We start from the raw sequence: 25,014 nt of genomic DNA, 5'->3' as shown, positions 1-25,014 counted from the left end.
AGTTTATCGCGTCTCTACAACTCAAAATTCAAAACTCTTATTACCCATTACCTCTCCCAAGTCAGCCGGTGTGTTGCAATTAAATAAGAGCGATCGCTCGGTTAGGGGCAGTTCTTGTACGGGATGTTGAGACAACCATTGCTGAAAGGATCTGCCCCCTTTATGAATGAATTCAGTCAAGCTAGGCAAACAGTGGCGGCGATAAAAACCGCATAACGGTTCCCAGCCTTTGGGATGTCGGGGAAGAAACGCAATACAATCTTCTGGCACCTCTGGTAAATGCTGTACCCAATTAAGCAAAATTTCCTCTTTCAAATTGGGCAAATCACAGGCAAGTAACAGCACCCATTCTGTTTGCACTGGCGCGAGTCCTTGGGCAAAGCCAATCAGTGGCCCGTGGGGTTTCTCATCGTTAGAAAAAGGGCGGAGTTCTCCTGTCCCGACTTCTCGAATTAATTTACATGTGCTGGGTACAATATCTTGGTATCGTTCGATCCACGGCGTTACCACATATACTTTTGAAGCACACGCTTGGGCAACTTCACAAACCCGCCGAATCAGGGAAACGCCATTCACAGAAATTAAGGCTTTATCCCGCCCCATGCGAGAGCTTTTCCCACCTGCCAAAACAATTGCTGTCAGCGATACAGCCGAGGATAGGTTCATTTTATATTCATTGAACCATAGGGGAATCGGGAATCGGTAATCTTAAAGCGATCGCGCATAAGCAGTGAGTCATGAGTTGTTTATTCAAAACTCAAAAATTTAACCGATTATAAATTACCCATGACCCAATAAATTGAAAGCAAATTAATAGGTTGTTAAAACGACTGTGCGGGTTGGATTGTCCCATTTAACGGATACTTTAAATGGCTGCAAATCTACCGCTTTGATATATTCGAGATTTCGGTGAGTAGTGGTGCGGAAGTCTGCGACTTTACTCGGATCGATTCCTAAAGACTTTAGAAAAACAACCGGAATACAAGCATTCCCATTCACCAAAATTCCTTGATTTTGATATAGCTGGGCGTTGATTTTGACACTAATAACGGGGTAGCTAGGAGGAGGGGGAGGCGTTAAGCCCTGCCTCTGAGCTTCCTTCCGACTCCATGCTTCTAGACCATCCGCCAATCCACGGGCGAAGTCTAGGCGCTTGGTTTGAAATAAAGCGCGATCGCTCGGATTGGTAATAAACCCCAACTCCATCAGCACAGAGGGAATATCCACTTGACGGCAGAAACCCAAACTCCCGACACCTGTGGCGATATCCGACTTAACACCACGAGACGGCAAACTGGGAACTGCCTTGAGTAAGGATTGCAGTAGTAACTGGGCATCGGTTTCGCGTTGCTCGTTGCCGTCAGTATAGAAGGCGCTGGCACCTCGGATATTGGTGTTTCCGACGGAATCGGCGTGGATTTCTAAAGCGACATCACCACGGCGGGAATAGGCATTGATCCAAGTAATCGTTTCCTTCAAACTCAGGGAATCGGGAACAGAGGAAACATCTAAACCGCGCGATCGCATTTCCTTAACCGCAGCATCGCGGGTAAGCCGCATTTCTCTGTCTTCTGTAGTGCCTCCAGATTGTGCGCCCGGATCGCCAGCACCATGTCCAGCGGAAAGAAAAATTCGTACCATTTTACGATCTCTCCAAAATTTTAATCGCCTGGAATGTTGTCGTAATTCATTCCGATCCATCCCCACAAAGATAGAATCCGCAGGCTCAGCTGATACTTTCTTGCCCACACATCCAGGCTATGATACGCCGTATTGTAACTTAGCCCTGAGAGAGTCGATGGAGCGGTTGATTTCAGCACTGGGGTTGGCTGTTTTTGTGGGATTATCTTATGCCTTCTCAGTGAACCGGCGTGCTGTGCGTTGGCGTCCGGTATTTTGGGGGCTTGGGTTAGAGTTTATTTTTGCACTGCTGATTCTGAAAACTCCCGGCGGTTTAGCTGTATTTAAGTTTCTCGGCGATGTCGTTAGCCGCTTTTTAGAATTCTCTGATGTGGGTGCCAAATTTGTCTTTGGAGATAACTTTGTCGAACACTTTTTTGCTTTTAAAGTGCTGCCGACGATTATCTTTTTTTCTTCCTTCATCACGGTGCTATACCACTACGGCATTGTGCAGCGAGTGGTGAATGGGATGGCGTGGGTCATGATGAAGACGATGGGAACATCAGGGGCTGAGTCTTTATCGTGTGCGGGGAACGTCTTTTTAGGGCCAACTGAGTCACCGTTACTGGTGAAGCCTTATGTGGCGACGATGACGCAATCAGAACTTCATGCAGTAATGACCGCGGGCTTTGGGACAATTGCGGGTGGCGTATTAGGGGCATATCTCTCCTTTGGGATTCCACCGGCACATCTGATTGCCGCTTTCTTCATGACTGCCCCGACTTCGCTGGTTGCCTCAAAATTGCTTTATCCAGAAACGGAAGTCCCCAAGACGGTTGGCAAGGCAGGGATAGAGGTGGAGAGTACCTTTGTGAATGCGATTGACGCAGCAGCTGGGGGAGCAATTGACGGGACAAAACTGGCAGTGAATGTCGCGGCGATGATTATTGCCTTTTTGGGGTTACTGGCTTTCGTCAATGCGCTCCTGGGATGGTTGGGGGGGCTTCTTGGCGTGCCTTTGCTGTCGTTGGAGTGGATGTTGTCTTTTGTAATGGCTCCCGTTGCGTGGCTGCTCGGAGTGCCTTGGGCTGACTGCGCTCAGGTGGGGGTGTTGTTAGGAAAAAAGACAATTTTGAATGATTTTATCGCCTATCTGGATCTGAAGACTCTAATTGAGCAGAAGGCAATATCCGAACGGGCGGTAATTATCTCAACCTACGCTTTGTGCAACTTTGCCAATATTGGCTCGATTGGAATCACAATCGGCGGGATTGGCGGGATGGCACCGAACCGTCAAAAAGATTTAGCGAGAATGGGTGTCAGGGCGATGATAGGCGGTTTGTTCGCGGGTTTTATGACCGCTGCGATCGCGGGAATATTATTGTGAGCAAGGCATTCAGTTGAAGAATTCTCTAGAAGCACTAATTCTCTAGAAGCACTATTGTTATGTTAATTCGCTATAGCTAGAGGTTCGGGTAGTCGCAGCAAAGGATATCATCGGCGGTGGTGAAGGCGATCGCTTATCCCGTTACTTTGCTTCCCGCCCGGATGTTGTTGTAAGTTAAAAGCGAAGCGATCGCAGGTCAATATGGAAAAATACATCCCCCTCATAGCACGAGCTTTCTTAGCCGCCATTTTTTTGAAATCCGGCTTTGATAAGATTACGGGCTTTAGTGGCACGCAACAGTTTATGGCTAGCAAGGGTTTACCCCTGACAGCACTGTTGCTAGTTGCGGCAATTATTCTTGAGCTGGCTGGCGGATTATCCGTATTGCTCGGTTACAAAGCGCGTTGGGGAGCGATCGCGCTAATTATCTTTATGATTCCGGCTACGCTAATTTTTCACACCGATTTTGCCGATCGAATGCAGGTGATTGCGTTCATGAAAAACTTAGCAATTATCGGGGGATTGCTCATGGTCTACTATATTGGCTCTGGGCCAATTAGTTTGGACGAGCAGATGGTATCTAAGCGTTCTGATTAACTCACTAGCTGAGTTGATGAAAGATGAGATCGCGTTTCCCCTCACTAGCAAGCGTGCGAGCAACACTAAGAAGACATACGCTGACGCGATCGCTTTTTAGGATTTAACCTTGTATCTGCTCGCCCATCTGCTGCTCCAATCGCTCTAGCAATGTATTAACATCTGCGGCGACTTTCTCAAAGCAAGCGGGAGGTGGAGGTTCTGGTTGAAACTGAACCAGCTTTATTTGCCCCTCACCAATGCCAATGATCAGAACCTCCACTTCAGGGTTATGAGCCTCCACAACTCCTACCATCTCCTGAAGCTGGTTTTCGACTTTATTATTGAGTGTTTCTATTGCCTCTTTTGGACAATAGACGAAATGCGGCTTTGGTTGGACATCGATCCCTAGATAACCTTGAGTGTCTCCATTTTCTAACCACAAACCCCAAGATAATGCTGCCAATTCTTGCTGATTAGCTTTGACAAACTGAGCCAGCTGGTTTCGCCAGCTTTTTTCTCCGGAATCAGAAGGAGTTTTACCAAATTGAATCATTGCTTATCTTCTTGGGTGGTTACAGATGCATTTGGCGCTGCGAATGAGAGAAAAACTTAAGAGCGCGATCGCTGCTCAAGTCTGAATTCTCGCTGACGCGATCGCGCAGCGGATGCGCCTAAGCAGAGAAATTAGCTCTCAGGAGACTTTAAAGCTTGATCTAACACGCTCCGAGCTTGCTCTGCTTTCGAGCGAGCCTCGTGGTAGCGCAGATTCACTTGAGCAAAGGTTTTGAGAACCTTAAAACCGTCCTTGAGTTGCGCGATTTCCTCTTCACTCACCGACTTTTCTGAAAATAGGATATCTACTTGAGCGCGAACCTTGAGCGCCTCGGCGCGTGATTCCTGCACCTTCAGCTTCAGTGTGGCAAGGTTGCTCAAAACTTGTACAGCTTGGGTTACGGCGTCTTCATCGCTAGTCCCATCCGCTTCCAGCTCTTTGACTTCAATCAGTTGTTCCGGACTAAATCCATCTTCGAGATCGGTGGGTAGCTTGTCTGCATCCATGAGTTCCATGAGCTGCTCCATCGCTTTCTCACGGGCTTTTTTTGAATCTTTGCCTGAAACAGTCAGGATGACTTCTGGGCTTTGTGCGAGAGTGTACTGAACCATATCTAATGCAGGGAGAATGCAGAGAGAACTTGTCTAGCCGTAACTTGTCTAGCCGTAAAAGTCTGGTTAGTTTAACCAAGCCGACAGGATTATTTTAAGGCAAACGAAAGCTGTTCCTGTAGGAGATATGCTGACTGGGGGAAAATGAGAACTGACAAGTCAGCGCGAGGCTAATCCCTCGCAACGCTTTCGCGAACTGACAAGTCAGCGCTTCGCTATCGCGCCTTTGGCATATCTGCCAAGCATGAATTACCGAATCCCAAGAGGTTGCATACAACGTCTCTAGACAAAATTCTTGCTCATAAAGACTGATTTTCAACCCCCTTCCTTTGCGTAGCCGCAAATTTCTCTTCGCTAGGGGAATCTGTTTTAAGTCTGCCAAGCTTTGAGAACCTTATCCCAAACAGTGGTCAGTGATTGTTTCAATTGGTACTGACGATACCATTTTTGAAAGGCTTTTTCGTAATCTTCGCCTCCCGATTGAAAGGTATTCAAAGCATTAAGCCCTAGAGCTAATCCCCAGAATAAGGCGATATATAAAGACCAAGAAAGCTGACCGGCATTTACTAAATTCAGCAGCATCAAAAACGAATTGACAACTGTATATTTGCCAGCTTGTTTCTGTAATTTGGTGCGTCGGTAGAGATTAAAATCCTGCCGCTTTTGGATTTCTCCCTGTTTGGCTTGCCACTGCTGTTCTGCCACCTGAAGGCACTCTGGAGAGATTTCTAATTCAGAGGCGATTTCCAGTAGCTGTTCGCGGGTAAATTCTGTGTCGTCAGTTTGACGCGCGATCGCTATCTGGAGAATTTGCTGAATCTGTTCTTGATTATAAGAGCGGGTGATTTGAGTTTCGGAGACGGGCATAGGAAGGCACCTGCGGTCGTCGAGGTTGGGAGAGATTTTCTGCCCCAAGGACGTGATGCAGAAGTCAGCCTTTCAAGAGCAGTACTGATTCTATTATGCCGAGGCAAAAGTAAGAATGCCTCACACTAGGCTATTCCAAAACCGAACCTTAACGGACGGATAGTACGGTAGGTGAAAGATTAAAATCCTCGTTACATATCGTTACGATAAAGAGGTGCAAGAAAGAGAGGTTCAATTTAAGCCTCTCAGATGTTAAAGCAGAGGTGGCGTAATGAACGGCACGATTCGCGTCGGCAATTTATTCGGAATTCCCTTCAACGTACATCCAACCTGGTTCTTTGTCCTGGCTTGGGTGACGGTGAGTTATGGCAGTGGACTAGCGGCTCAATTTCCCGGACTCGGCGGGGGATTACCCTGGCTACTGGGATTAATTGCGGCGCTGCTGTTGTTTGCATCCGTCTTGGCGCACGAACTGGGACACAGTTTTGTGGCTATCAAGCAGGGAATTGAAGTTAAATCTATCAACTTATTTCTGTTTGGTGGTCTCGCCAGCTTAGAAAAAGAATCAAAGACCCCAGCAGGAGCATTCTGGCTGGCAATCGCAGGGCCTTTAGTCAGTTTGGCGCTGTTTGGTCTAATTAGCGCGATTGGCTTTACCACGAGCATTTCCGGGCCGTTTGGAGCAATCCTCGGAGTGCTGGCTTACGTCAACTTAGTGCTGGCGCTGTTTAACCTGATTCCTGGCTTGCCCCTGGATGGTGGGAATATCCTCAAGGCGTTGGTTTGGAAGATCACCGGCAATCCTTATAAAGGTGTCGTGTTTGCGGGTCGCGCCGGTCAAGTCATTGGTTGGATAGCGATCGCTTCTGGTCTGGTTCCGCTACTATTAGGCGGCGGTCTTAACTTCTGGAACTTGTTAATCGGTTGGTTCTTGCTGCAAAACGCGGGTCGAGCAACCCAAGCTGCTAGAGTGCAGGAACAACTAGCTGCTTTGACCGCAGAAGACGCAGTTATGAGTGATAGCCCAATTGTGTCTGAATCGCTTTCCCTGAGAGAGTTTGTTAACGAGTACATCATTGGCAAAAACGAAGCGTCGCGGTTCTTAGTTACCAATGAGGAAGGACAATTAGTGGGAGCGATCGCAGTTGACGATCTCAAAGCTGTCCCAACCTCCCAGTGGACTGAAATATCAGTCGCACAGCTAACAAAACCCGTCGAATTCTCCACAACCGTCAAATCCGATCAATCTTTACTAGAAGTGGTGACACTACTAGAACAAGAAAAACTCACTCAACTACCCGTGATTCGTGAAAACGGCGTGCTAGTAGGACTTCTGGAAAAAGCTTCGATTCTCAACTTACTCCAGAGAAGAGCGCAAGCAAATCCTGCTTAATCAATTTCGGATTTTGAATTCAGCTAAATAACAAGTGCGCTTAGATGTAGGGGCGGGTTAATAACCCGCCCCTACTGCTATACATCCCAATCTTGCAAATATACCTGGCAATTAGAAATCGCGGCTACGCCAACCCCCTTACCCCCCTTCAAGAAGACGGGGGGCAGAAGTTGCTTCGCTTCTATTCAACAAAATCCGCCTATGCGCTAACGCACACGCTACGCTAACGCGGACTTTTGAAACCCGCATAGGTGGGTTTAGTCTGTATAGATGCGAATTCTATTCGCCCTCTTTACTAAGAGTATTTACAGCAACCAACTTTTTGAGGCAAAATCAGCAGGCTCATCGGTTGGAGGTTCAGAGAAAATGTTAGATACCCGCTCAGATGTTTTGTGCTTCTGTGGTTGAGCAGCTTGCGGCACTTTGTGTAGAGCATTGGCTTCTTCAATTAGCTTAGAGTTCGCTTCTGCAAGTTGCATCGCTGCTTTTTTGGCTTGCTCCAGCTCTGCTTTCAACTGTTTGGCTTGCTCTTGAGCTTTTTGATGCTTGTTTAGCAATTTTTTTTGCTCATCCAAATCCGCCTGCAAATTGGCAATTTGCTGGTGTAAAGAAGCTTCCACTTTACGGGTTTCCTTCACAACACCTTTTAAGTCAGCCATCAGAGATTTTTGCTCATCCAAATTGGATTGCAAATTGGTAATTTGCTGTTGTAGAGCTTCTTCCCTTTCGCGTGCTTGATCCAGAGCTGTTTTTAACTCTGTCACACTTGCTTCTAAGTCAGCCTTCGTTGGATTTGAGTTTTTAGCAGGAGTTTTATCGGGCGTATCTGTTGATGAATCCTCTACGAGTTCCGCCTCCACTTCTATAACTTCCTCAACGGTCGCCTCTAGAACAGGTTCATCTGCTGAATCTGGGGATTTTTGTGCTTCTTCGTGTAGTAAGTCTGAGATACGTTTTTTAGCCATTATTTTTAGTTTCTCCAATCACGCTGTATTTCATTAGCCACGCGGCGGTAGTCTGCTTCCGCCTCCCGTGCCTTTTTCCCCGCCCATTGATGAATTGGCACCCCCTCAAGAGCCGCTCGTTCGTGGGCTTTGTAGGCACGGACAAAGCTATGGCAAGCAGGAATTCCTAACTCTTGAAGTGTGTTTTGAGCCTCCAGTGCTTCCCCCAAACTTCGCGCATCCACCTTGGTCAGAAGTACCCGATGGGCAACTCCAACTGGCATGACGGCTTCCCTTACTGTCTCAATGAGTACAGCCAGATCCATCGGCGCACAAGGCGTGGGTAAAACCAGATAATCAGCGATCGCTACTACCGCCGCTAATGCTTCCGATCGCAATGCTGGAGGCGTATCCACTACTACTAAATCGTAGCCTTCTATCTTACGTAAACGACCTAAAAGTTTTGGATCTGTCTCTTGAGCGAGATCGAAGCCCATTCCTTTCTCGCTACGCTCAACCCACCAAGTCGCCGAACCCTGAATATCTGCATCGACCAGAAGAACCCGTTTTTCTTCCGAGAAGGTTGCAGCCAGATTGACTGCTGTAGTGGTTTTACCGACTCCTCCCTTTCCGTTGAGAATCGCAATTATTCTTGGCACTGCTCGCTTGTGATGCTGACTCCACCGAATATACCGCTTAATGGGATCGAGGGGAGCTTTTTGTGCCTTAGCGCAGCGCTTGACTGGCGCAATCTTTGTCAATCGCTACGATAAGAAGCAAGCGATCGCCCTCTGAGGACATCGGGTTGAAAGCCAACACTCCGCCCTCCAAACTCGCCACAATAGAATCGAATAGCTCTGAACACAAAACGCCTCAATGGAACTCACTCATAACCTGCCTAAGGGGCCAAACACTCCGCGATCGCTGCGGTTAATGAAATTTATTTTTCAGCCCATCAAGTACCTGGATGATTATGCAAAAGCTTATGGTGACACCTTCACCATCCAGGGAAGCCAGGGGACTCCGATTGTCTATTTCAGCCAACCACAAGCACTGCAAACGATTTTCACTGCTGATTCTAGTCAGTTAGACGCTGGGCGAGGGAACAGCGGGTTAGAGTTTTTAATGGGAGACAATTCTCTGCTCCTGCTGGATGGCGATCGCCATCAGCGCCAACGACAGATGTTAACCCCTCCCTTTCACGGCGAACGGATGCGGGCTTACGGTCAGATTATCTCTGAAATCGCCGAGCAGGTGATGAATCAATGGACGGTTGGCAAACCCTTCAACATCCGTGCGTCGATGCAAGAAATCACCCTGCGCGTCATCTTACGGGTGGTGTTTGGACTAGATGAGGGGTCGCGTTTGGAACAACTACGCAGCTTAATCGGTTCAACCCTGGACTTGATGACTTCCCGCTTCAACTCCAGCGCCTTCTTTTTTGAGTTTCTTAAACAAGATTTAGGCGATTGGAGTCCTTGGGGTCGGATGCTGCGCCAAATAAAACAAATTGACGAACTGATTTACGCTCAGATTGCGGAACGTCGAGCGGAAGCTAACCCGAATCGGCAAGATATCCTCAGCTTAATGATGTCTGCTCGCGATCAAGCGGGTCAACCGATGACGGATGTAGAGTTACGCGATGAGTTAATGACTCTGCTAGTCGCCGGACATGAAACCACGGCTTCTGCGCTGACGTGGGCTTTGTACTGGGTTGACCAATTACCGCAGGTGCGCGACAAACTGCTCGCTGAGTTGGATGTTGACGCCGATCCAGATCCGAGTGTCATTGCCAAACTGCCCTATCTAACGGCAGTTTGCTCTGAAACGCTTCGTATTTATCCAATTGCTGCGAATACCTTTGTTCGGGTTGTGCGATCGCCCATTGAGATATCCGGCTACAAATTGCCCCCAGGAACGGTTATCGTCCCCAGTATCTATTTAGCCCACCATCGGGAGGAAACTTTCCCACAGCCGAAGCAATTCAAGCCAGAGCGCTTTTTAGAACGGCAATTTTCTCCATACGAGTATTTGCCTTTTGGTGGCGGAAATCGTCGCTGTATCGGGATGGCATTTGCCATGTATGAAATGAAATTGGTTCTCGCGACAATTGTGTCGCATTTTCAAGTGTCGCTCGTTAATAAGCGTCCGGTGATTCCAGTGCGTCGGGGTTTGACTTTAGCCGCACCGGAAGGAATGAAAATGGTTGCAACTCCTCGGCTAAAGAAGCTTGTAAATACTCCAGTCTCGGTGTAATTCGGTTTTTGAAAACTTAAAATCAAACTCCCTCAGATCATCTGGGGGAGTTTTTATCGATTTATTGCCAATGAACATGGACTAAATAACTTACAAAAGTCCCAATCTGTAGGGGTATGGCAATGCCATACCCCTACGCCGGAAATGGGGGGTTAATCAACCCATACTCCTAAGCGCCCAATCCGTGCCAATAGATGTAACTTAATAGCTGTCTCCGCCTGCAACTTGGTCGCTATCAGTAGGCACGCAAAAGTCTTGATCTAGGGAAGCATCGCGGATGGCTTGCCACTTACAAATGAGTTCAGTACCGCTGATATCGCTAGTGATGTATTGCTCAACGGCTTGTTCCAATTCTTGTGGGGTTTTGGGAACGGGAACAGTACAGATAAGTTCTGGCATAAGACAACCTCTGCTGATAGAACGGGTACGCGGTAAGACCGTATAAGTCATATTTTAATGACATTTTCAGTAAAAAGTAGCTAAAGTTACATTTTTGAAACATGAGTTAGGGTAAAGACTTGAAAGGCCCCAAGCATAAGCGCGATCGCGTTTATGGATGAATTGCAAATGACAAGCACAGTTTCTCAAGCGATCGCTACTCGCTCAGCCATCTTCCAGAAACTTTGCTACAAGGAGAAAGCGGCTGGTGATAACTCTAATCGGATCTTCTGGGGATGTTCATGAAAAAGTTGTGCATGGCGAGTGCCAAAGCAGCGATCGCAAAGCCTAGGCGTGTCCTTGCGCTTCTCACGCTCTTCAGCGTTTTGGGATTTCCGAATCCGGTTTCGGCAGAAAATTTTAATCAGATTTATGTTTTTGGAGATAGCCTCTCTGATGTTGGCAATGTATTACAGGCTACCAACGGGCAATATCCCCCAAATCCACCCTACTTTCAAGGACGCTATTCCAATGGCCCTGTTTGGGCAGATTATCTCGCCTCTAAGCTGAAATTAAAATCTAGTACAGAGACGAACTTCGCCTACGGAGGTGCTACCACAGGCAATTCTAGGCAGATTACCCCCGGATTGCTGGCACAAATCGAGACTTTTAAAGCAACCCATTCCGCTGCTAATCCGAGGGCTCTGTATGTTGTCTGGGCTGGTGCCAATGATTACCTAAGAGGCGCTACCGACTCTACGGTCCCCATCAACAATTTAGCGATCGCCGTGAAGTCCCTCTCCGCAGCAGGTGCAAAAAATATCGTAGTCGTTAACTTACCAGATTTAGGAAAGCTTCCCGGCACGCGCACAACTCAACGTTCCGCTTCCCTCAACGTTTTAACAAAGAAGCATAATTCTGGATTAGCCGCATCCCTCAACGGTTTGCGTCAGCAACTCAACTCTGATATCAAAATCACCTATCTTGATGTCAATTCTCTTTACAATCAAGTCACCAACAATCCAAAAAAATTCGGCTTCACGAATGTAACCAACGCCTGCGTTAGCAGATCCAAAATATGTAACAATCCAAACGAATATTTATTTTGGGATAGCATTCATCCTACGACTGCCGCCCATAAGTTATTTGTAGAATTAGCCTTCCCAGCGCTAAAATCTACGCTCGAACCTCGCACAGTTTCTAGCTCTCAAACCACGGTTGAACCTACTATCGCAGTAGGCGGGATTATATTATTAGGTGCTGTTGGTGGCGGATTAATCGTGACGCGCATTCAGGGGATGAAAAACAAATCCTAAGAAGCGATTTGCCCTTTCCTGCGTGGCTAGTATAGGAAGGACGCGATCGCGTTAGCATCGCTAACTTGTCAGTTCGCATTTTTCTCTTTTGCTAAGGGCTAATAATCTCCAACACATTTAGCGATTAGTGAGGTTCTCAATGAACGTGCAATACATATTGTTTGTAAGGACACGGCAATGCCGTGTCCCTGAGAGTTAACAAGGTAGAGACTTCAAACTGAAGACATCTGCAAAAATACCATTCGGCTTCACGACTCTATTCTCATCCGGAGAATCATAAACCACCATTAGAGAATTTGGTTGTCCTAAACAGGGAAACAGTGCCAACCCTTCCGCATGATCGGAACCAAATCTGAAAGGCAGATCAAACAACACTTCCAAATCTCCCTCTTTCTGCCAAGAGATGCTGTTTTCATCACGTTGTAAGGCATTTTTCAGGCGGAAGACTCTCAGCGCACCTTCTAAATCCATCGTGGGTCCCGCTAGAACGATCAAGTCTTCACCATCCAGACATAGTTCCCGGACACCTAACCCATTCAACTCTACAAAATGTTTTTTGTATTGCTTCCCATCTTTGCCAATTTTCTTCAGCGTTAAAATTCCTGGCTCGGTTTCTGCAACTTCAACCTCTAAAATAATTGCCCACCCTCTCAGTACAGGGCCTCGCAAGCCGATAAAAATCCTATCTCCCCGAATCGCTAAGCCTTCGATATCAAATCCATTTTCTTTAGAGGGGATAGAAGTTGTTAGAAATGCCCCTAGGTGCCGATCTTGTTTGAGTGCTTCTATCAGAACGTTACTATTTCCTATTTTTTGCAGACAGGCTGCTGTCAGTTTTTTATCTGGCTGCTCTGGGTGAGAGACTGATTTAACTAATTCACCTTTTACTACAGGAATCCGGGCAAGTAAATAACGGTTTGGTTCAAACTTTATGGTTGCTAGTTTATCAAGATCCTTCTCAAGGTCTTTGCCCTTTATTTTTTTACGCTTTGTACTGTGGGAACCGATGAACCAAAGATAATGGTTTGTATAATCCATTCCCTCGATATCGATTTCGCCTTCCGGATCGGCTAAATCGATAAAATCTTTTACAAAAAATTGCTGATGTTTGCTGAAGATATATGGCTCGACAGGGGATAAGCGCTCAATCGTTCTCGTTTCATCAGAACCTACCCACAAACTGCCATCAGGTGTCAAAGCAGCCGCTGATAAATCTTGACTAAGAGGTTCATCAGCTTTGCCGTTGAAGCGAATGAGTACGCGGCTGAGCAAGAAACTTTCTGGCATAACGGCTGCTTTCCTAAAACGGTTTGGACTCGATAGAAATCACTGCCAGCATAGCTCACGCTTGACTGGTTTTTACCCTCTACCGGAAGACAGAAGTTTTGGAAGTATTTGAGGAGGCAAACTGGAAGGTAAGGCGATCGATGCTCACCCGACTATCTTGAGAGTGCGATCGCTTAGAGGCTATTGATCAACTCCGCCGTATCATTCATTGGTTTATTTACCTTTGTGCTGACTGGATAAGTTGCCATTTCTTCTGCTGAATATGGACGCAACAAAGGCTGTAATAACTCCGGCTTTTGCACCTGTGAATCCAACCACAAATCATAATCTTTTGGATCGAGAATGACTGGCATTCGGTTGTGAATCGGGCGCATTACCTCATTGGGTTCTGTTGTCAAAATCGTGCAAGAATCTATTTCCTCACCATCCTCTCCTTCCCAATGCTCCCACAAACCAGCAAAGCCGAAAGGTTGTCCATCATTCACGCGACAATAAAATGGCTGCTTTTTCCCGTCTTGCTGCTTCCACTCATAAAAACCATCCGCGACTACTAAGCAACGTCGTTGTTTAAAAGCTGCCCGAAAAGCCGGTTTTTCGGCTACCGTTTCCGCCCGTGCATTAATCAGTTTTGCTCCCATTTTTGGATCTTTTGCCCAACGGGGAATTAGCCCCCAATGCAGCATTTTGAACTGTCGTTGAGACTGTTCGGTATTTTGTAAAACTGTCTGTACTGGCTGGGTGGGCGCAATATTATAACGAGGCATCAAAAGAGGAACATCATTTACCTGGAATGCTTGGGCGATTGTCTCAGCGGACTTACTTTGGGTAAATCTTCCACACATACTTCTATCCCACGCGGTAAATTACAAATTTGCAAGCTTATTTCAATCGAGCAATTAACACTCAACGGTCGAATAATATATACATCCTATTATAACAAATGCCAATAATTCAATAAAATTGTACGGCAAATACTTTACGTTATTTTATGGGTAAACAGTTATTTTGCATAAGATGCGATCAACAATTCAGATATTTTGCCCCGTTTTCTAGCATTGGAATTAATCATTCTGGAAGCTGATATCTCATAAATATTAAAATTGCTGTAAATTTCTCGGATAAACAGGCAGTCAGAATTAGAAAGCATCACTTTGACACCACGATTCGCAAGCTCTGCAAAGACATCCCTAAGCCGAATTTGGTCAGCTTCATTAAAAGAATTACGGCTATAGGCGGTAAAGTTACTAGTAGGGCTTAGAGGATAATAAGGTGGGTCAAAGAAAACAAAATCTTCAGCGGTCTTTGCAGATTGCAAGACAGCTTCAAAAGGTCTAACATCAATCAGGGCACTCTGAAGCGCAGCGGAAACTGCCCTAAGTAAAGCTGGATTACAAATCTTTGGATTTTTGTATTTCCCAATGGGAACATTAAATTCCCCTTTTGAGTTTTCTCGATATAATCCGTTAAAGCAAGTTTTGTTGAGGTAAATAAATCGAGCAGCTCTTTCTAGAGGGGTGTTAGGTTGCATCAATCGCACGCAGTAATAATACTCCTTACTATGATTCATTTGATGCTGGTGCAAGAATTCAATTAGCGGTTCTACTTCATCCCTTACACATCGGAAAACATTGACCAAATCGGCATTAATATCCGTCAAAATAGATACTTTTGGCAATAAATGAAAGAAAAGAGCGCCGCCACCCAAAAATGGCTCATAGTAAGTTGTAAATTTTGGGGGAAAATAGGGAATATATTGCTGAATTAGCTGGCTTTTACCACCAGCCCATTTTAGAAAAGGACGCGCTATTTCTTGTTGTGTCGTCTGAGTTGACATTGCTTCTAGCTATCTAAAAAAATTAAAGCGTTTGTAACAGTTGTTGTGGAAGTGGGGGGATATGATTTAATTTAGAATACCTAGCGGGTTCGACAAGAGGAAAAAAATGACTATCACCGCGACCAAAACACGCGATCGCTCTTATGAGTCCGTGTGTTATCGGGCAATGTGTTATGAGTCAATATGTCGCGGTTGCACAAATATAGTGGGTAGTAACCTGCTACCACCGGACGCTTGGTGAACCATCTCTCGACGAAACCCCATTTAGGGACGATGCCGAGCTTGTCGAACTCGCAGACAAATGTTACCAGTTAAGATGCAGTGACTTATCGCCGCTTTTTGTGTCGGCTACTTTAAATAATATGTTTGATGGCTTTTGGGAAAATATCTCTCGCTACCCCCGCTACTTTGTCACCATTATCCTAGGGGTATTCTTTTATACCTTTGGGTGGTTGAAACCGCTACTCCAAAATCGAACCAGCGCGATCGCTTTGATGGGCTTTCTGGTGGCAGCCTTAACTTTTATTACCCTAACCCTACGGGCGATGCTGGGAGTGAGTCCGATTTAGGTAGGATGAGTAAAAGCATTGCTCACACTGTCTTAAAGGCAGCAGATGATTATGGCTACAAGTCGCCGCGTTTCTCGCGTTGCCGCATTGATTAAACGCGAAATCAGCCAAATGCTGCTAACCGAAATCAAAGATGATCGCGTGGGTGCTGGCATGGTCAGCGTCACCGATGTGGATGTGTCAGGCGACCTACAACACGCTAAAATCTTCGTCAGCATCTATGGCACCGAGGAAGCAAAGGTAGAAACGATGGCTGGGTTAAGAGCAGCAACTGGCTTTGTCCGCAGCGAACTCGGTCAACGGTTGCGGCTGCGTCGGACACCAGAGTTACTGTTTCAGGAAGATCGTTCTCTGGAAAGGGGCGATCGCATTTTGTCTTTGTTGAATCAGCTTAATCAAGACCGTCCGGCGGCGAGAGTGGAAGAAGAAGACATCGTTGAGGCAGAAGATTGAAATCTGTGGCATTGCTGCCGGAGTGGGAATCGCTCTCTCTAGCAGAACAGGTAGCGCAAATGGTCGTGGTACGGGCGTCAGGCTACCTGTTCGACCACCAAATTCAGTATCCAGATTGGGAACCACCGGCGGCAGTTCTGCAACACTGGGTGCAGGATTTGGGCGTCGGGGGGGTCATTTTGTTGGGAGGCAGTGCTGGAGAATTAGCACTGCGATCGCAACAACTCCAAGATTGGGCAAAAACCCCCTTGCTGATCGCGGCTGATATTGAAGAAGGCGTCGGACAACGCTTTTCTGGGGCAACTTGGTTTCCGCCACCGATGGCAATCGGGGCAGTATTCCGGAAAGATGCCTCTCTTGCCTTGAAATACGCCGAACAAATGGGAGGCATCATCGCCTCGGAAGCCCTCGCGATTGGCATCAACTGGGTGCTTGCGCCGGTTGTGGATGTGAATAACAATCCTAATAATCCAGTGATTAACGTCCGGGCGTTTGGCGAAACCCCAGAGGAAGTGAGTCAACTAGCGTCTGCTTTCATCCGGGGGGCGAAAGCTTATCCGGTGTTAACGACTGCCAAGCATTTTCCCGGACATGGCGATACGGCGGTGGATTCCCATCTAGATTTGCCCGTCTTGCCCCATTCCCCGGCACGACTGGCTGAGATTGAGTTACTGCCGTTTCAAGAAGCAATCGGTACGGGTACAGCCTCCGGTGTAGATGCCGTAATGAGTGCCCATCTCCTGATCCCGGCTTGGGATGCCGAACGCCCTGCCACCCTTTCCCAACCGATTTTGACTCAACTGCTGCGGCAACAGCTGGGATTTGAGGGATTAATTGTTACCGATGCATTGGTGATGGGAGCGATCGCCAACCGCTATGGAGCAAATGAAGCTCCAGTCTTAGCTGTCGAAGCCGGTGCAGATATTTTGCTGATGCCAGTCGATCCTGCGGGTGCTATCCAAGCGGTGTGCGACGCGGTAGCACAGGGACGCATTTCAGAGGCGCGAATTCGTGCCTCTGTTGAGCGTATCTGGACAGCCAAGCGCCGAGTCCAACAAGGCACAGCACAGCCGCCTGTAGAGGCAAGGGCGCTCGCGCCTGAAGTCCAACCAGCGCCTTCACCATTCCCTCCCCATCTCCTCCAACTAGCTCAACCACACGCCCTCGCCACATCTGCCAACATCGTGCGAGAGGCGCTCGTCGTTCATGGCGAAATTCCTTTACTTCCCAGTCAGGGCAACTTACGCAACTTAATCGTGGTGGATGACACCCTGAATTGTGATTTTCTCGATAAACAAGCACCGGCTGTGGCTCTGCCAAAACAGCACGGTTATCAACTCCAACTACTCGATCCCCACACCACCTTAATTCCTGGCTGGGTCTTTTATCATAAATCGGGTTTAAATGCCCAACCGACCCTACTCCAGCTGTTCATCCGTGGGAATCCTTTCCGGGGCAGTGCTGGCTTGACACCGTTGGCTCAGGACTTGTTTAAAAAACTCTTAGGCAATGCCGAACTCCAAGCGCTAGTGATTTACGGCAGTCCTTATCTTCTGGAACAGTTTCTCCCACATCTGCCCCCACATATCCCTTGTGTGTTTTCTTACGGGCAGATGCCAGCGGCTCAGGCGATCGCCCTTGAAGTTTTGTTCGGTGCCCCAGCTCTAAGCATTTAGCAACTGTGCAACACATTGATTAATTTTGTTAATCAATGTCATAACCGTTATCACCGATTATTTACGGTGTCTTCAATTTGAAAATACAGGCTTAATTATAAATAGACCCGTTCTTCGACAATTTCATCAGCATAAGGATATATTTTTATGTCAAAGTTCCCTGACTTTTGAAATCCTTATTAAACGAATAAATTCATTTGTAACTTGATATACTGTTCAAAAATTATTTCCGCGCTAAGCAGTATTGGATTATATTAAGTTATAGTCGTAGCTCGTTAGTTTCGAGGCTGAGACCATGACTGCTGATATAATGCCGCCTAAATCATCTGTGCAATACTCCATCGACGTTCTTCAAGAAGAAGCCCGTCAATTGGTGGAGAAAGGAATTGTGACTCGTCAGCAACCCATCTACGTTCTGTGCCAGTACATCCCTGCACGGGAGTGGGTTTGTGTTGAGTGTGAATTAGAAAGATGCAATATCTTACTCCGCGATCGCATAGGCGATCTGATGGGGCAAGAACAATGGGAGAACGATTGATATTTTTTTACCTTTAAGACAATCCTAAAGTTCCACTGGAAACAGTGAAACTCAGGACAAGCTTGATTCCACGCTTGTCTCAACTTAAGGAAAGACTGCTTTTATTCTTTCACCTGTTGATTCTTAATTAGCCTGGTTTGGAGAATATTCTGATTCTTTCTAGTGCGAATAATTAAGTTCGCTTGTTAGACCTATCCAAAAAGTGAAGATGCCATTCTGAGCAAAACGTTGTGGAGCGTTGGCGTAACGTTGTCATCAACAATCGCGCTGCGATCGCGCAAATCTCTTTGTAGGATCTCTGCTCAAACCGAGATGCGTGACAACACTTCAACTCCTTCGTTTTGCTCAGCACAAACTTTCAGATAGGCTACTAGGAGCAAGCCTAATAAATGCTTTGATAAAGCTGCTAGCAATCCCCGACCTAAATCCCTGAGTTGGGGTCGCGCAGCTTTTCTAACTCAGTTCGCATTGCAGCAATTTGTGCAGTTAGCTCCTCTAGCTCCAATTGCATATCTGGCTGGGCAACCGTTGTCACCGGCGTTGTCGCAGGGCGGCTCGGAGTTCCAGAAGATTGTGTGCTAGCTGCATCATTGGCTTGCGCCATTAGAGAATTCAGGAAAGTGCGGGCTTCAAGCTCCGTAATCTCTCCTTTTTCTGCTAGCTGTTGAACCACCAGATTGACGTCTGACTTTAACAGCTCAAGATTTTGCTCTCGCTTTTGAGTGTCTTGTACGCTCTCAACTAGAGAAGCGGTTGCACCCAAAGTAACGCGAAATCCTTTTTGTACTAACTCCAGCAGATTATTAGAGTTCATTAGATAAATCAGTCAGATTGAATGAAGGTTAGACAGCCCTTAGCGATCGCTTTCGATAAATAACCGCTCGGCACCACTCACTTTTAAGTTTCTAGCTTTCGGCTTTCCGCCAAGCGAGTAAACAAACGCAGGATCTGGCGTCTTAATGCTACCATTTAGCACACACAAAGGGACATTTTGCAGACTTCTTAGGGTAGTAGCATCTGTCCTAAGAAAGAATCTAAAGAAACCATTTGCCCGCCCAGTTTTAGCCCATCTGTTCTAAATACTGATTAACATCCTCAATTAAGCGAGTGAGTTCTGCCTCCGTAGTCAGGCGAATGCGGTCATCTCGGAGGGAGATCAAAACTTTAGCGGCAAAGGGAGTCGGCCAGATATTAGGATTGCAGAAAATCTCTAGAAAGACATCCCCCGTGTATCGATATTCCATTGGTTTTTGGGGATTGGTTTTGCCGCCGCCACCTGCAATGACTTTGAGACTCTGCATCAACTGAGCGATCGCGCCTTGTAAATCTTGGGCTGCCTGGGGCGTAAAGCTGAAGGAAACAGAACCTTCAACCAAGTTGAGGATGAGTTTTGAAGAAGACATGAGCAATCAAGAGTTTTGAATTGTGAATCAACTTATCACTCATAACTTAGAACAGACAGCATTTACAAGAGGATAGATGCAAGGTGAAGCCACAAGCTTTAGACTGAATGCCATAGAACTCTAAATGGCGAGTGAGGAAAATTCTGTGGTAGCAGATAACCGCTCGGCAGTGCGTAAGGTTTTAATCATTACCCTACTGCTCAACCTGTTCGTAATGACGTTGAAGGCAGTGCTGGGGTCGTGGACGGGTTCTCTCAGCTTGCTAGCGGATGCCTTGCATAGCGTTACCGATAGCGCCAACAACATTTTGGGATTAATTGCCAGCCGATTTTCTTCACCTCAACCCGATCGGGATCATCCTTACGGACACCAGAAATTTGAAGGTGTGGGAGCGTTAGGAATTGCCGCCTTCTTAGGAATTGCCTGCTTTGAAATTCTGCAAGGGGCAATTGAGCGAATTCTCAGCGGCGGTGGTAAACCCGTCATCATTTCCCCCTCAGAGCTGTGGTTGCTGCTGATTGTGCTGGGCGTGAATATTTTTGTCACGTTCTACGAACGCCATGTTGGGCAGCAGGTAGGCAGCCCCATTTTGATTGCAGATGCCCAGCACACCATGAGCGATGTCTGGGTGACAATTGCTGTTTTGGGTGGGTTGATTGGCGTCTGGCAAGGACAGGTATTGAATCTGCCGCAACTTCAGTGGTTGGATATTATTCTCTCCTTTCCCGTTGCCTTGTTAGTGTTTCGCAGTGGTTGGAACGTGATTAAAGATAATTTGCCCTGGCTAGTCGATGAGATGGCGATCGCGCCCGAAGCCATTCATGGGATCGTCATCCAAGTTCCAGGAGTGATTAATTGTCACGAAATTGCTTCTAGAGGCGTTGTTGGGCGTCAGGTATTCATCGAAATGCACTTGATTGTAGACGTCACCGATGTAGAAACTGCCCACCAAATTACAGAAGAAGTCGAGAACCGCCTAAAAGAAAGATTTAGCCCCGTCCGAATTTTGATTCACATCGAGCCACCTGCTTACCAATCCGATCAAATTACCTACGAAGCAGAATCAAAATCTAGGTAGTTTTCCACAGATGAGGGGACTTTTCCACAGAATTTTACGAGTTTTCCACAAAAGTTAAAGAAAACATAATTTATTTCAAAATCCAGTTGAACCGCTCTTTCAAGCCAAAAAGAGACAGAGTGAAAGCTCTGTCTCTTAAACTTTGCGTACCTTGGCGCTAACCTTTGGGTACCTTTGCGTTAAAAATTCTTACTACTTTATTATTCCCACTCGATAGTTCCAGGTGGCTTAGAAGTAATATCGTAAACCACTCGATTCACACCCCGAACTTCATTCACAATTCGGGTGGAAATCGTTTCCAACAAATCGTAGGGAACACGCGCCCAGTCTGCCGTCATGCCATCTTCGCTAGAAACAAAGCGCAAGACAATCGGGTAAGCGTAGGTGCGCTGATCGCCCATTACGCCTACGCTGCGGATCGGCAGCAACACGGCAAAAGCTTGCCAGAAGTCGTGGTACATCCCCTGGCGATTAATTTCCTGACGAACAATTAAGTCAGCATCCCGCAGGATATTTAACCGTTCTGCCGTCACTTCGCCTAAAATGCGAATCGCCAGTCCGGGACCAGGGAAGGGTTGCCGTTGTACAATTTCCTCTGGCAATCCAATCGAGCGACCGACTTTTCGCACTTCATCTTTGAACAATTTTCGTAAAGGTTCGATCAACTTGAAGCGCAAATCTTTGGGCAAGCCGCCGACGTTGTGATGACTCTTAATTTTCACTGCCACCCGTTCGCCACTTTTGGGATCGACGTTCGTGTCGGCTGATTCAATCACGTCGGGGTAGAGAGTACCTTGGGCAAGGTAGTCAAAGGGGCCAAGGCGTCGAGATTCTTCTTCAAATACGCGGATAAATTCGTGCCCGATGCGGCGACGCTTTTCTTCAGGATCGCTAATTCCTTCAATTTGATTGAGGAAGCGATCGCGTGCTTGCACATACTCGACAGAAATGTGAAATTGCTCGTGGAACAGCTTCACCAACCGTTCTGGTTCATACTTACGCATGAAGCCTTGGTCGATAAATACGCACGTCAGTTGGTCGCCAATTGCCTTGTGCAGCAAAAAGGCAAGCGTGGAAGAATCAACGCCGCCAGAAAGTGCTAGCAACACCCGCTTATCGCCGACTTTTGCCCGAATCTCTCGAATCGACTCCTCAACAAACGCCGCTGTTGTCCAAGTCGGTTCGCAGTCGCAGATGTGATAGACAAAGTTACGGATTAAGGCAATTCCCCCAATTGAGTGAACGACTTCAGGGTGGAATTGAACTCCGTAGAGCTTTTTCTCGTGATGAGCGATCGCTGCGGCTGGCGTATTTATCGTGTGTGCCAAAACTTCAAACCCCGACGGCATCTTGGTTACAGAGTCCCCGTGGCTCATCCACATGGTCGTGCCATCTTCCACATTGGTGAGCAAATCTGTGGGATCGTCAATCAATAGCGACGCCTTGCCATACTCACCCCGGTCAGCTTTGGTGACTTCCCCACCCAATTGCTGCACCATTATCTGCATCCCGTAACAGACTCCCAGGACGGGAATCCCCAGGTTCCATATTTCCGGATCGCAATGGGGGGCACCCGTGTCATACACTGAACTTGGGCCACCAGAGAAGATAATGCCCTTGGGATTTAGCTGTCGTAGCTGTTCGGCAGTGGTGCGATAAGAAAGAACTTCCGAGTAAACTTGTGTTTCCCGAATCCGACGGGCAATCAGTTCAGAATACTGAGAGCCGAAGTCAAGAATCACAATCATTTGGCGATTTAGTTGCCCCAAATACTCGATTTGAGGCGGTGTTTCAGTCTGGAGAGTCACCGGCTTATCCTGAGTAGGTAGAGTACAGATGTACAGATAGTCTTTAATGGATTAAAAACTGGCTAATTGTTTATTGCTATTAGCCAGTCTTCCATGATTCGATTACGCCACTGACAATAGCGGCAGATAAAAAACTTCTTTATTGCTATTTATTAAGTTGATGTGTATTCATATAAAACTAACACACTTGATACAGTAACGAGGTACCTGTTTTACTTTTAACGATAATTTGGCGATCGCGGTCAAACAGGACGGAACCGACCGTAACGAGTTGTTCGCTGTGAGTGCGGATGTAATCGTGCGCTCGCTTGTCAATGCTTTGAGCGATCGCGCCATAAACTTGCCCCACCCAATCGGTACTACCTGCTGCATCCAATTGGCGCAGATATTTCAAGGCGTCTTCAGCAGTGGCACTTTTCAAAACTGCCTGCAATACCGGCGTTGGTAAACCGAGATTCGCACAATGAGCGGTCAAAATTTCCTGACGTCCATCTGCCAAGTGATGATGGGTGTGAAAAATTCCACCCGCAAGTTTCATCAATTTTCCGTGGTAGCCAAATAATAAAATATTCTTGACTTTTTGCACACCTGATGATGCTAGCAATGGTCCCAGCCAATTCGCTGTCTTAATCATTCTTTCTGGATTGATTCCCAACTGCTGGGCTAAATCTAAGCCATTTTCCCCGATACAAAACACCAAACAATCAAAACAGTTAGCCTTCTGTTGCAGTTCCTCGCGGAAAGCCTCCAGTTGTCCGGGGGCACTCAGGGGTTGGGAAATACCGCTTGTTCCGAGTAAGGAGAGTCCTTCCACAACCCCAAAGGCTTCATTTGAGGTGCGTTGAGCGAGTTTACGCCCTTCTGGCAAAATAATCGTCACCTGGATTTTCTCGTCAGGTTCCAGCATCCGCTCCAAATTCTCTCGGATCAGCCGCTGAGCATAACGATAAATAGCGGGTTGATCGTCAGCACTCACCAAACGCCCGATCCCTTCACCGCCTTTGATCGTGACTGAGGGCGGAGGATCTAAAAACTCTTTTTGTTCATTATTAATTTTTAATCCTTGATTTTTAATTTCTACCAGCGCCCAGACTGGCGTGTTGCGGGTAAGGTCAAGGTTATCGCCAGGATCGCTACGAGCGATCGCTAACGCCATCCCTTCACCGATACCGGCAACCTGCTCAATCGGAATCAACACCGTTTCGGCGGGTTCAATTAAATCTACTGGCACGGCGTCCAACGGTGACGCTCCTTGCTGCAACCAGCGCAAGGCGGCAACAGCAGCGGCACAGGCAAACACGGGCAATGTATATCCAGACCGGGGTTGGGGACAGATCATTGTTTAATAGCGATCGCAAACACTGACAAGCGTGACATTTGACATCAGAACCTTCGGGATTTTAGTGGAATGTGTTTGTAGATAGGTTGTGTTCTTCGATTGACGACACGTTTTAAAAAATCCCATGAAAGCCATTATGAACTCAGTCACCAAACCCCGCGCTCAATTTGTCTGCCAGGAAATTCGCCCTAGCACAGTGGTACTAAGACCCAGCGGTTGTCTAGATAGTGTCACCAGCCCCGCCTTCGGCAAGTCTCTAGAGCAAGCCTTGGAATTGGCAACTGACACTGTCGTAGTAGATCTGCTGTCAGTCAACGCCGTGAAAAGGGACGGAGTCAAGTGCTTACTGACTGGAATGAAGCGAGCCGTAGCACTAGGCAAGACTCTTTCGATTGAATTTCTGGATGTGGCGACGCAAGCCGTTCTGGAATCGGCTCAGAACAACTTTGCGTTATAGCCGTTGTCAATGAGCGTTCAGTACATCGGGAGGTTAACACAGAGCTAGCTGTGTTAACCTCCCGATGTATTAAATACAAGTGAGAACCGCTCAATCATCCCAGTTGTGAGCCAAGATAGAGAAGCATATTTTTTTGGAGCGGACAAAGTTAACGCCTCACCTTACTGCTTTGTCCGGTTCAGGAGTCACTTCATCAGTACACGTGAATTCAGCAATGGCAGCCTTTTCAGAATCCATTCGCTTGTTATTGGTCATTCAAGCGATCGCCTTAACGAATTGACTAGGAAAAACGGTTCTCAACTCAACATTTGGGTGGTATAGATTTCTTCTCCAACAGTCGATTTATTACATTGTGTTGCTATATCTAACTCTCCGAAATTAGAAAATCCGTAAATATACTCTACTTACAGCGTGAGTTCTCGCTTAGGTTCGATCTATGAGCCTAATGGCTCTCAGTTATTCCTTAACTGAACTAAATAGAAGAAGTTATTTGTAACTATGGCAACGCGATCGCACGACCCCCAAAAAGCTCCGCAAAATTCTACTCTCGTACCAGTTAACAGCCAGTTTCAGCCGCGCCCTTTCCCAGTTCAGGAGAAACCCCAAACTCACGAAACACCAGACCTACAGGCACAACTAGAAAGTGCCCAGCGTTTTGGTCACAATTT

At 46.9% G+C, this 25,014-nt stretch carries 28 protein-coding genes; 13 read left to right on the top strand and 15 right to left on the bottom strand.

What is annotated here, in order from left to right:
• Positions 1 to 21: 21 nt before the first annotated feature.
• Positions 22 to 666 carry a molybdenum cofactor guanylyltransferase gene (locus NC994_RS16360; protein WP_190437466.1) on the bottom strand — a complete coding sequence of 215 codons (645 nt, stop codon included), beginning with the start codon at positions 664 to 666 and terminating at the stop codon, positions 22 to 24.
• Between the two features lie 144 nt (positions 667 to 810).
• Positions 811 to 1,641, bottom strand: coding sequence for an N-acetylmuramoyl-L-alanine amidase (locus tag NC994_RS16355; RefSeq protein WP_190427254.1), 831 nt, complete (start codon positions 1,639 to 1,641; stop codon positions 811 to 813).
• Between the two features lie 157 nt (positions 1,642 to 1,798).
• Between NC994_RS16355 and NC994_RS16350 the strand changes: the two genes are divergently transcribed.
• Together NC994_RS16350 and NC994_RS16345 are read left to right on the top strand one after the other, a co-directional pair.
• Entirely contained in the window at positions 1,799 to 3,007 is a 1,209-nt protein-coding gene (locus NC994_RS16350; protein WP_190437462.1) for a NupC/NupG family nucleoside CNT transporter, read from the top strand.
• 201 nt (positions 3,008 to 3,208) lie between these two features.
• Positions 3,209 to 3,604 (top strand): DoxX family protein, encoded by a 396-nt coding sequence (locus NC994_RS16345; RefSeq protein ID WP_190437459.1) that lies wholly within the window; start codon positions 3,209 to 3,211, stop codon positions 3,602 to 3,604.
• Between the two features lie 103 nt (positions 3,605 to 3,707).
• Here NC994_RS16345 and NC994_RS16340 read toward each other — a convergent pair whose 3' ends face one another.
• From NC994_RS16340 to NC994_RS16330, 3 genes are all read right to left on the bottom strand, one after another.
• Positions 3,708 to 4,139 (bottom strand): hypothetical protein, encoded by a 432-nt coding sequence (locus tag NC994_RS16340; RefSeq protein WP_190437457.1) that lies wholly within the window; start codon positions 4,137 to 4,139, stop codon positions 3,708 to 3,710.
• A gap of 131 nt (positions 4,140 to 4,270) precedes the next feature.
• Positions 4,271 to 4,750, bottom strand: a complete 480-nt coding sequence (locus tag NC994_RS16335; protein ID WP_190414745.1) for a hypothetical protein — start codon at positions 4,748 to 4,750, stop codon at positions 4,271 to 4,273.
• Between the two features lie 369 nt (positions 4,751 to 5,119).
• Positions 5,120 to 5,617, bottom strand: coding sequence for a 2TM domain-containing protein (locus NC994_RS16330; protein ID WP_190437454.1), 498 nt, complete (start codon positions 5,615 to 5,617; stop codon positions 5,120 to 5,122).
• 271 nt (positions 5,618 to 5,888) lie between these two features.
• Between NC994_RS16330 and NC994_RS16325 the strand changes: the two genes are divergently transcribed.
• Positions 5,889 to 7,010: a site-2 protease family protein gene (locus tag NC994_RS16325; RefSeq protein WP_190429797.1), complete on the top strand. Its 1,122-nt coding sequence runs from the start codon at positions 5,889 to 5,891 to the stop codon at positions 7,008 to 7,010.
• 305 nt (positions 7,011 to 7,315) lie between these two features.
• Here the strand turns inward: NC994_RS16325 and NC994_RS16320 are convergent, their stop codons facing one another.
• A complete protein-coding gene (locus NC994_RS16320; RefSeq protein ID WP_190437451.1) occupies positions 7,316 to 7,975 on the bottom strand; it encodes a hypothetical protein in 660 nt (219 codons plus the stop codon).
• 5 nt (positions 7,976 to 7,980) lie between these two features.
• Entirely contained in the window at positions 7,981 to 8,613 is a 633-nt protein-coding gene (locus NC994_RS16315) for an AAA family ATPase (RefSeq protein ID WP_190429809.1), read from the bottom strand.
• A 217-nt stretch (positions 8,614 to 8,830) separates the two neighbouring features.
• Here NC994_RS16315 and NC994_RS16310 point away from each other — a divergent pair, with 217 nt between their 5' ends.
• On the top strand, positions 8,831 to 10,210 hold the full coding sequence (locus NC994_RS16310; RefSeq protein ID WP_190437448.1) for a cytochrome P450: 1,380 nt from the start codon (positions 8,831 to 8,833) through the stop codon (positions 10,208 to 10,210).
• A 201-nt stretch (positions 10,211 to 10,411) separates the two neighbouring features.
• Here NC994_RS16310 and NC994_RS16305 read toward each other — a convergent pair whose 3' ends face one another.
• A complete protein-coding gene (locus NC994_RS16305) occupies positions 10,412 to 10,609 on the bottom strand; it encodes a hypothetical protein (RefSeq protein ID WP_190414739.1) in 198 nt (65 codons plus the stop codon).
• 281 nt (positions 10,610 to 10,890) lie between these two features.
• Between NC994_RS16305 and NC994_RS16300 the strand changes: the two genes are divergently transcribed.
• The gene (locus NC994_RS16300) at positions 10,891 to 11,904 is read left to right on the top strand and encodes an SGNH/GDSL hydrolase family protein (RefSeq protein WP_242030334.1); all 1,014 of its coding nucleotides are present in this window, start codon (positions 10,891 to 10,893) and stop codon (positions 11,902 to 11,904) included.
• A 195-nt stretch (positions 11,905 to 12,099) separates the two neighbouring features.
• On the opposite strand, the gene NC994_RS16295 is transcribed toward NC994_RS16300, so the two are convergent.
• The 3 genes from NC994_RS16295 to NC994_RS16285 form a co-directional block, all read right to left on the bottom strand.
• Positions 12,100 to 13,191, bottom strand: a complete 1,092-nt coding sequence (locus NC994_RS16295) for a DUF3616 domain-containing protein (protein WP_190429801.1) — start codon at positions 13,189 to 13,191, stop codon at positions 12,100 to 12,102.
• A gap of 173 nt (positions 13,192 to 13,364) precedes the next feature.
• Complete coding sequence (locus NC994_RS16290; RefSeq protein ID WP_190414736.1) at positions 13,365 to 14,033, bottom strand: SOS response-associated peptidase; 669 nt, start codon at positions 14,031 to 14,033, stop codon at positions 13,365 to 13,367.
• A gap of 158 nt (positions 14,034 to 14,191) precedes the next feature.
• Positions 14,192 to 15,025 carry a DNA adenine methylase gene (locus NC994_RS16285; protein ID WP_190437440.1) on the bottom strand — a complete coding sequence of 278 codons (834 nt, stop codon included), beginning with the start codon at positions 15,023 to 15,025 and terminating at the stop codon, positions 14,192 to 14,194.
• Positions 15,026 to 15,131: 106 nt separating this feature from the next.
• On the opposite strand from NC994_RS16285, the gene NC994_RS16280 reads away from it, so the two are divergent.
• From NC994_RS16280 to NC994_RS16260, 5 genes are all read left to right on the top strand, one after another.
• Positions 15,132 to 15,266, top strand: coding sequence for a hypothetical protein (locus NC994_RS16280; RefSeq protein ID WP_277879659.1), 135 nt, complete (start codon positions 15,132 to 15,134; stop codon positions 15,264 to 15,266).
• Positions 15,267 to 15,387: 121 nt separating this feature from the next.
• Entirely contained in the window at positions 15,388 to 15,594 is a 207-nt protein-coding gene (locus tag NC994_RS16275) for a DUF751 family protein (RefSeq protein WP_190414768.1), read from the top strand.
• Between the two features lie 51 nt (positions 15,595 to 15,645).
• The gene (gene rbfA, locus NC994_RS16270) at positions 15,646 to 16,047 is read left to right on the top strand and encodes a 30S ribosome-binding factor RbfA (protein ID WP_190414734.1); all 402 of its coding nucleotides are present in this window, start codon (positions 15,646 to 15,648) and stop codon (positions 16,045 to 16,047) included.
• 5 nt (positions 16,048 to 16,052) lie between these two features.
• Complete coding sequence (locus NC994_RS16265) at positions 16,053 to 17,723, top strand: glycoside hydrolase family 3 N-terminal domain-containing protein (RefSeq protein ID WP_190437437.1); 1,671 nt, start codon at positions 16,053 to 16,055, stop codon at positions 17,721 to 17,723.
• 295 nt (positions 17,724 to 18,018) lie between these two features.
• The gene (locus NC994_RS16260) at positions 18,019 to 18,261 is read left to right on the top strand and encodes a DUF4327 family protein (RefSeq protein ID WP_190437435.1); all 243 of its coding nucleotides are present in this window, start codon (positions 18,019 to 18,021) and stop codon (positions 18,259 to 18,261) included.
• Positions 18,262 to 18,682: 421 nt separating this feature from the next.
• Here NC994_RS16260 and NC994_RS16255 read toward each other — a convergent pair whose 3' ends face one another.
• The gene (locus tag NC994_RS16255; RefSeq protein WP_190429804.1) at positions 18,683 to 19,075 is read right to left on the bottom strand and encodes a hypothetical protein; all 393 of its coding nucleotides are present in this window, start codon (positions 19,073 to 19,075) and stop codon (positions 18,683 to 18,685) included.
• A gap of 247 nt (positions 19,076 to 19,322) precedes the next feature.
• Entirely contained in the window at positions 19,323 to 19,664 is a 342-nt protein-coding gene (locus tag NC994_RS16250) for a hypothetical protein (RefSeq protein WP_190414730.1), read from the bottom strand.
• 145 nt (positions 19,665 to 19,809) lie between these two features.
• Between NC994_RS16250 and NC994_RS16245 the strand changes: the two genes are divergently transcribed.
• Positions 19,810 to 20,742: a cation diffusion facilitator family transporter gene (locus NC994_RS16245; protein ID WP_190437619.1), complete on the top strand. Its 933-nt coding sequence runs from the start codon at positions 19,810 to 19,812 to the stop codon at positions 20,740 to 20,742.
• Positions 20,743 to 20,942: 200 nt separating this feature from the next.
• On the opposite strand, the gene guaA is transcribed toward NC994_RS16245, so the two are convergent.
• On the bottom strand, positions 20,943 to 22,490 hold the full coding sequence (gene guaA, locus NC994_RS16240; protein ID WP_199292247.1) for a glutamine-hydrolyzing GMP synthase: 1,548 nt from the start codon (positions 22,488 to 22,490) through the stop codon (positions 20,943 to 20,945).
• Positions 22,491 to 22,728: 238 nt separating this feature from the next.
• Positions 22,729 to 23,889, bottom strand: a complete 1,161-nt coding sequence (gene cbiD, locus NC994_RS16235; protein WP_190437432.1) for a cobalt-precorrin-5B (C(1))-methyltransferase CbiD — start codon at positions 23,887 to 23,889, stop codon at positions 22,729 to 22,731.
• A 136-nt stretch (positions 23,890 to 24,025) separates the two neighbouring features.
• On the opposite strand from cbiD, the gene NC994_RS16230 reads away from it, so the two are divergent.
• Together NC994_RS16230 and NC994_RS16225 are read left to right on the top strand one after the other, a co-directional pair.
• Positions 24,026 to 24,346, top strand: a complete 321-nt coding sequence (locus tag NC994_RS16230) for a hypothetical protein (RefSeq protein ID WP_348225588.1) — start codon at positions 24,026 to 24,028, stop codon at positions 24,344 to 24,346.
• A gap of 133 nt (positions 24,347 to 24,479) precedes the next feature.
• Positions 24,480 to 24,626, top strand: coding sequence for a hypothetical protein (locus NC994_RS16225; protein ID WP_190437427.1), 147 nt, complete (start codon positions 24,480 to 24,482; stop codon positions 24,624 to 24,626).
• The last annotated feature ends 388 nt before the right edge of the window (positions 24,627 to 25,014 follow it).

The organism is Trichocoleus sp. AS-A1 (genome assembly GCF_039962015.1).
Classification (GTDB): Bacteria; Cyanobacteriota; Cyanobacteriia; order Cyanobacteriales; family FACHB-T130; genus FACHB-T130.
This window is presented reverse-complemented; position numbering and strand designations above follow the sequence as displayed.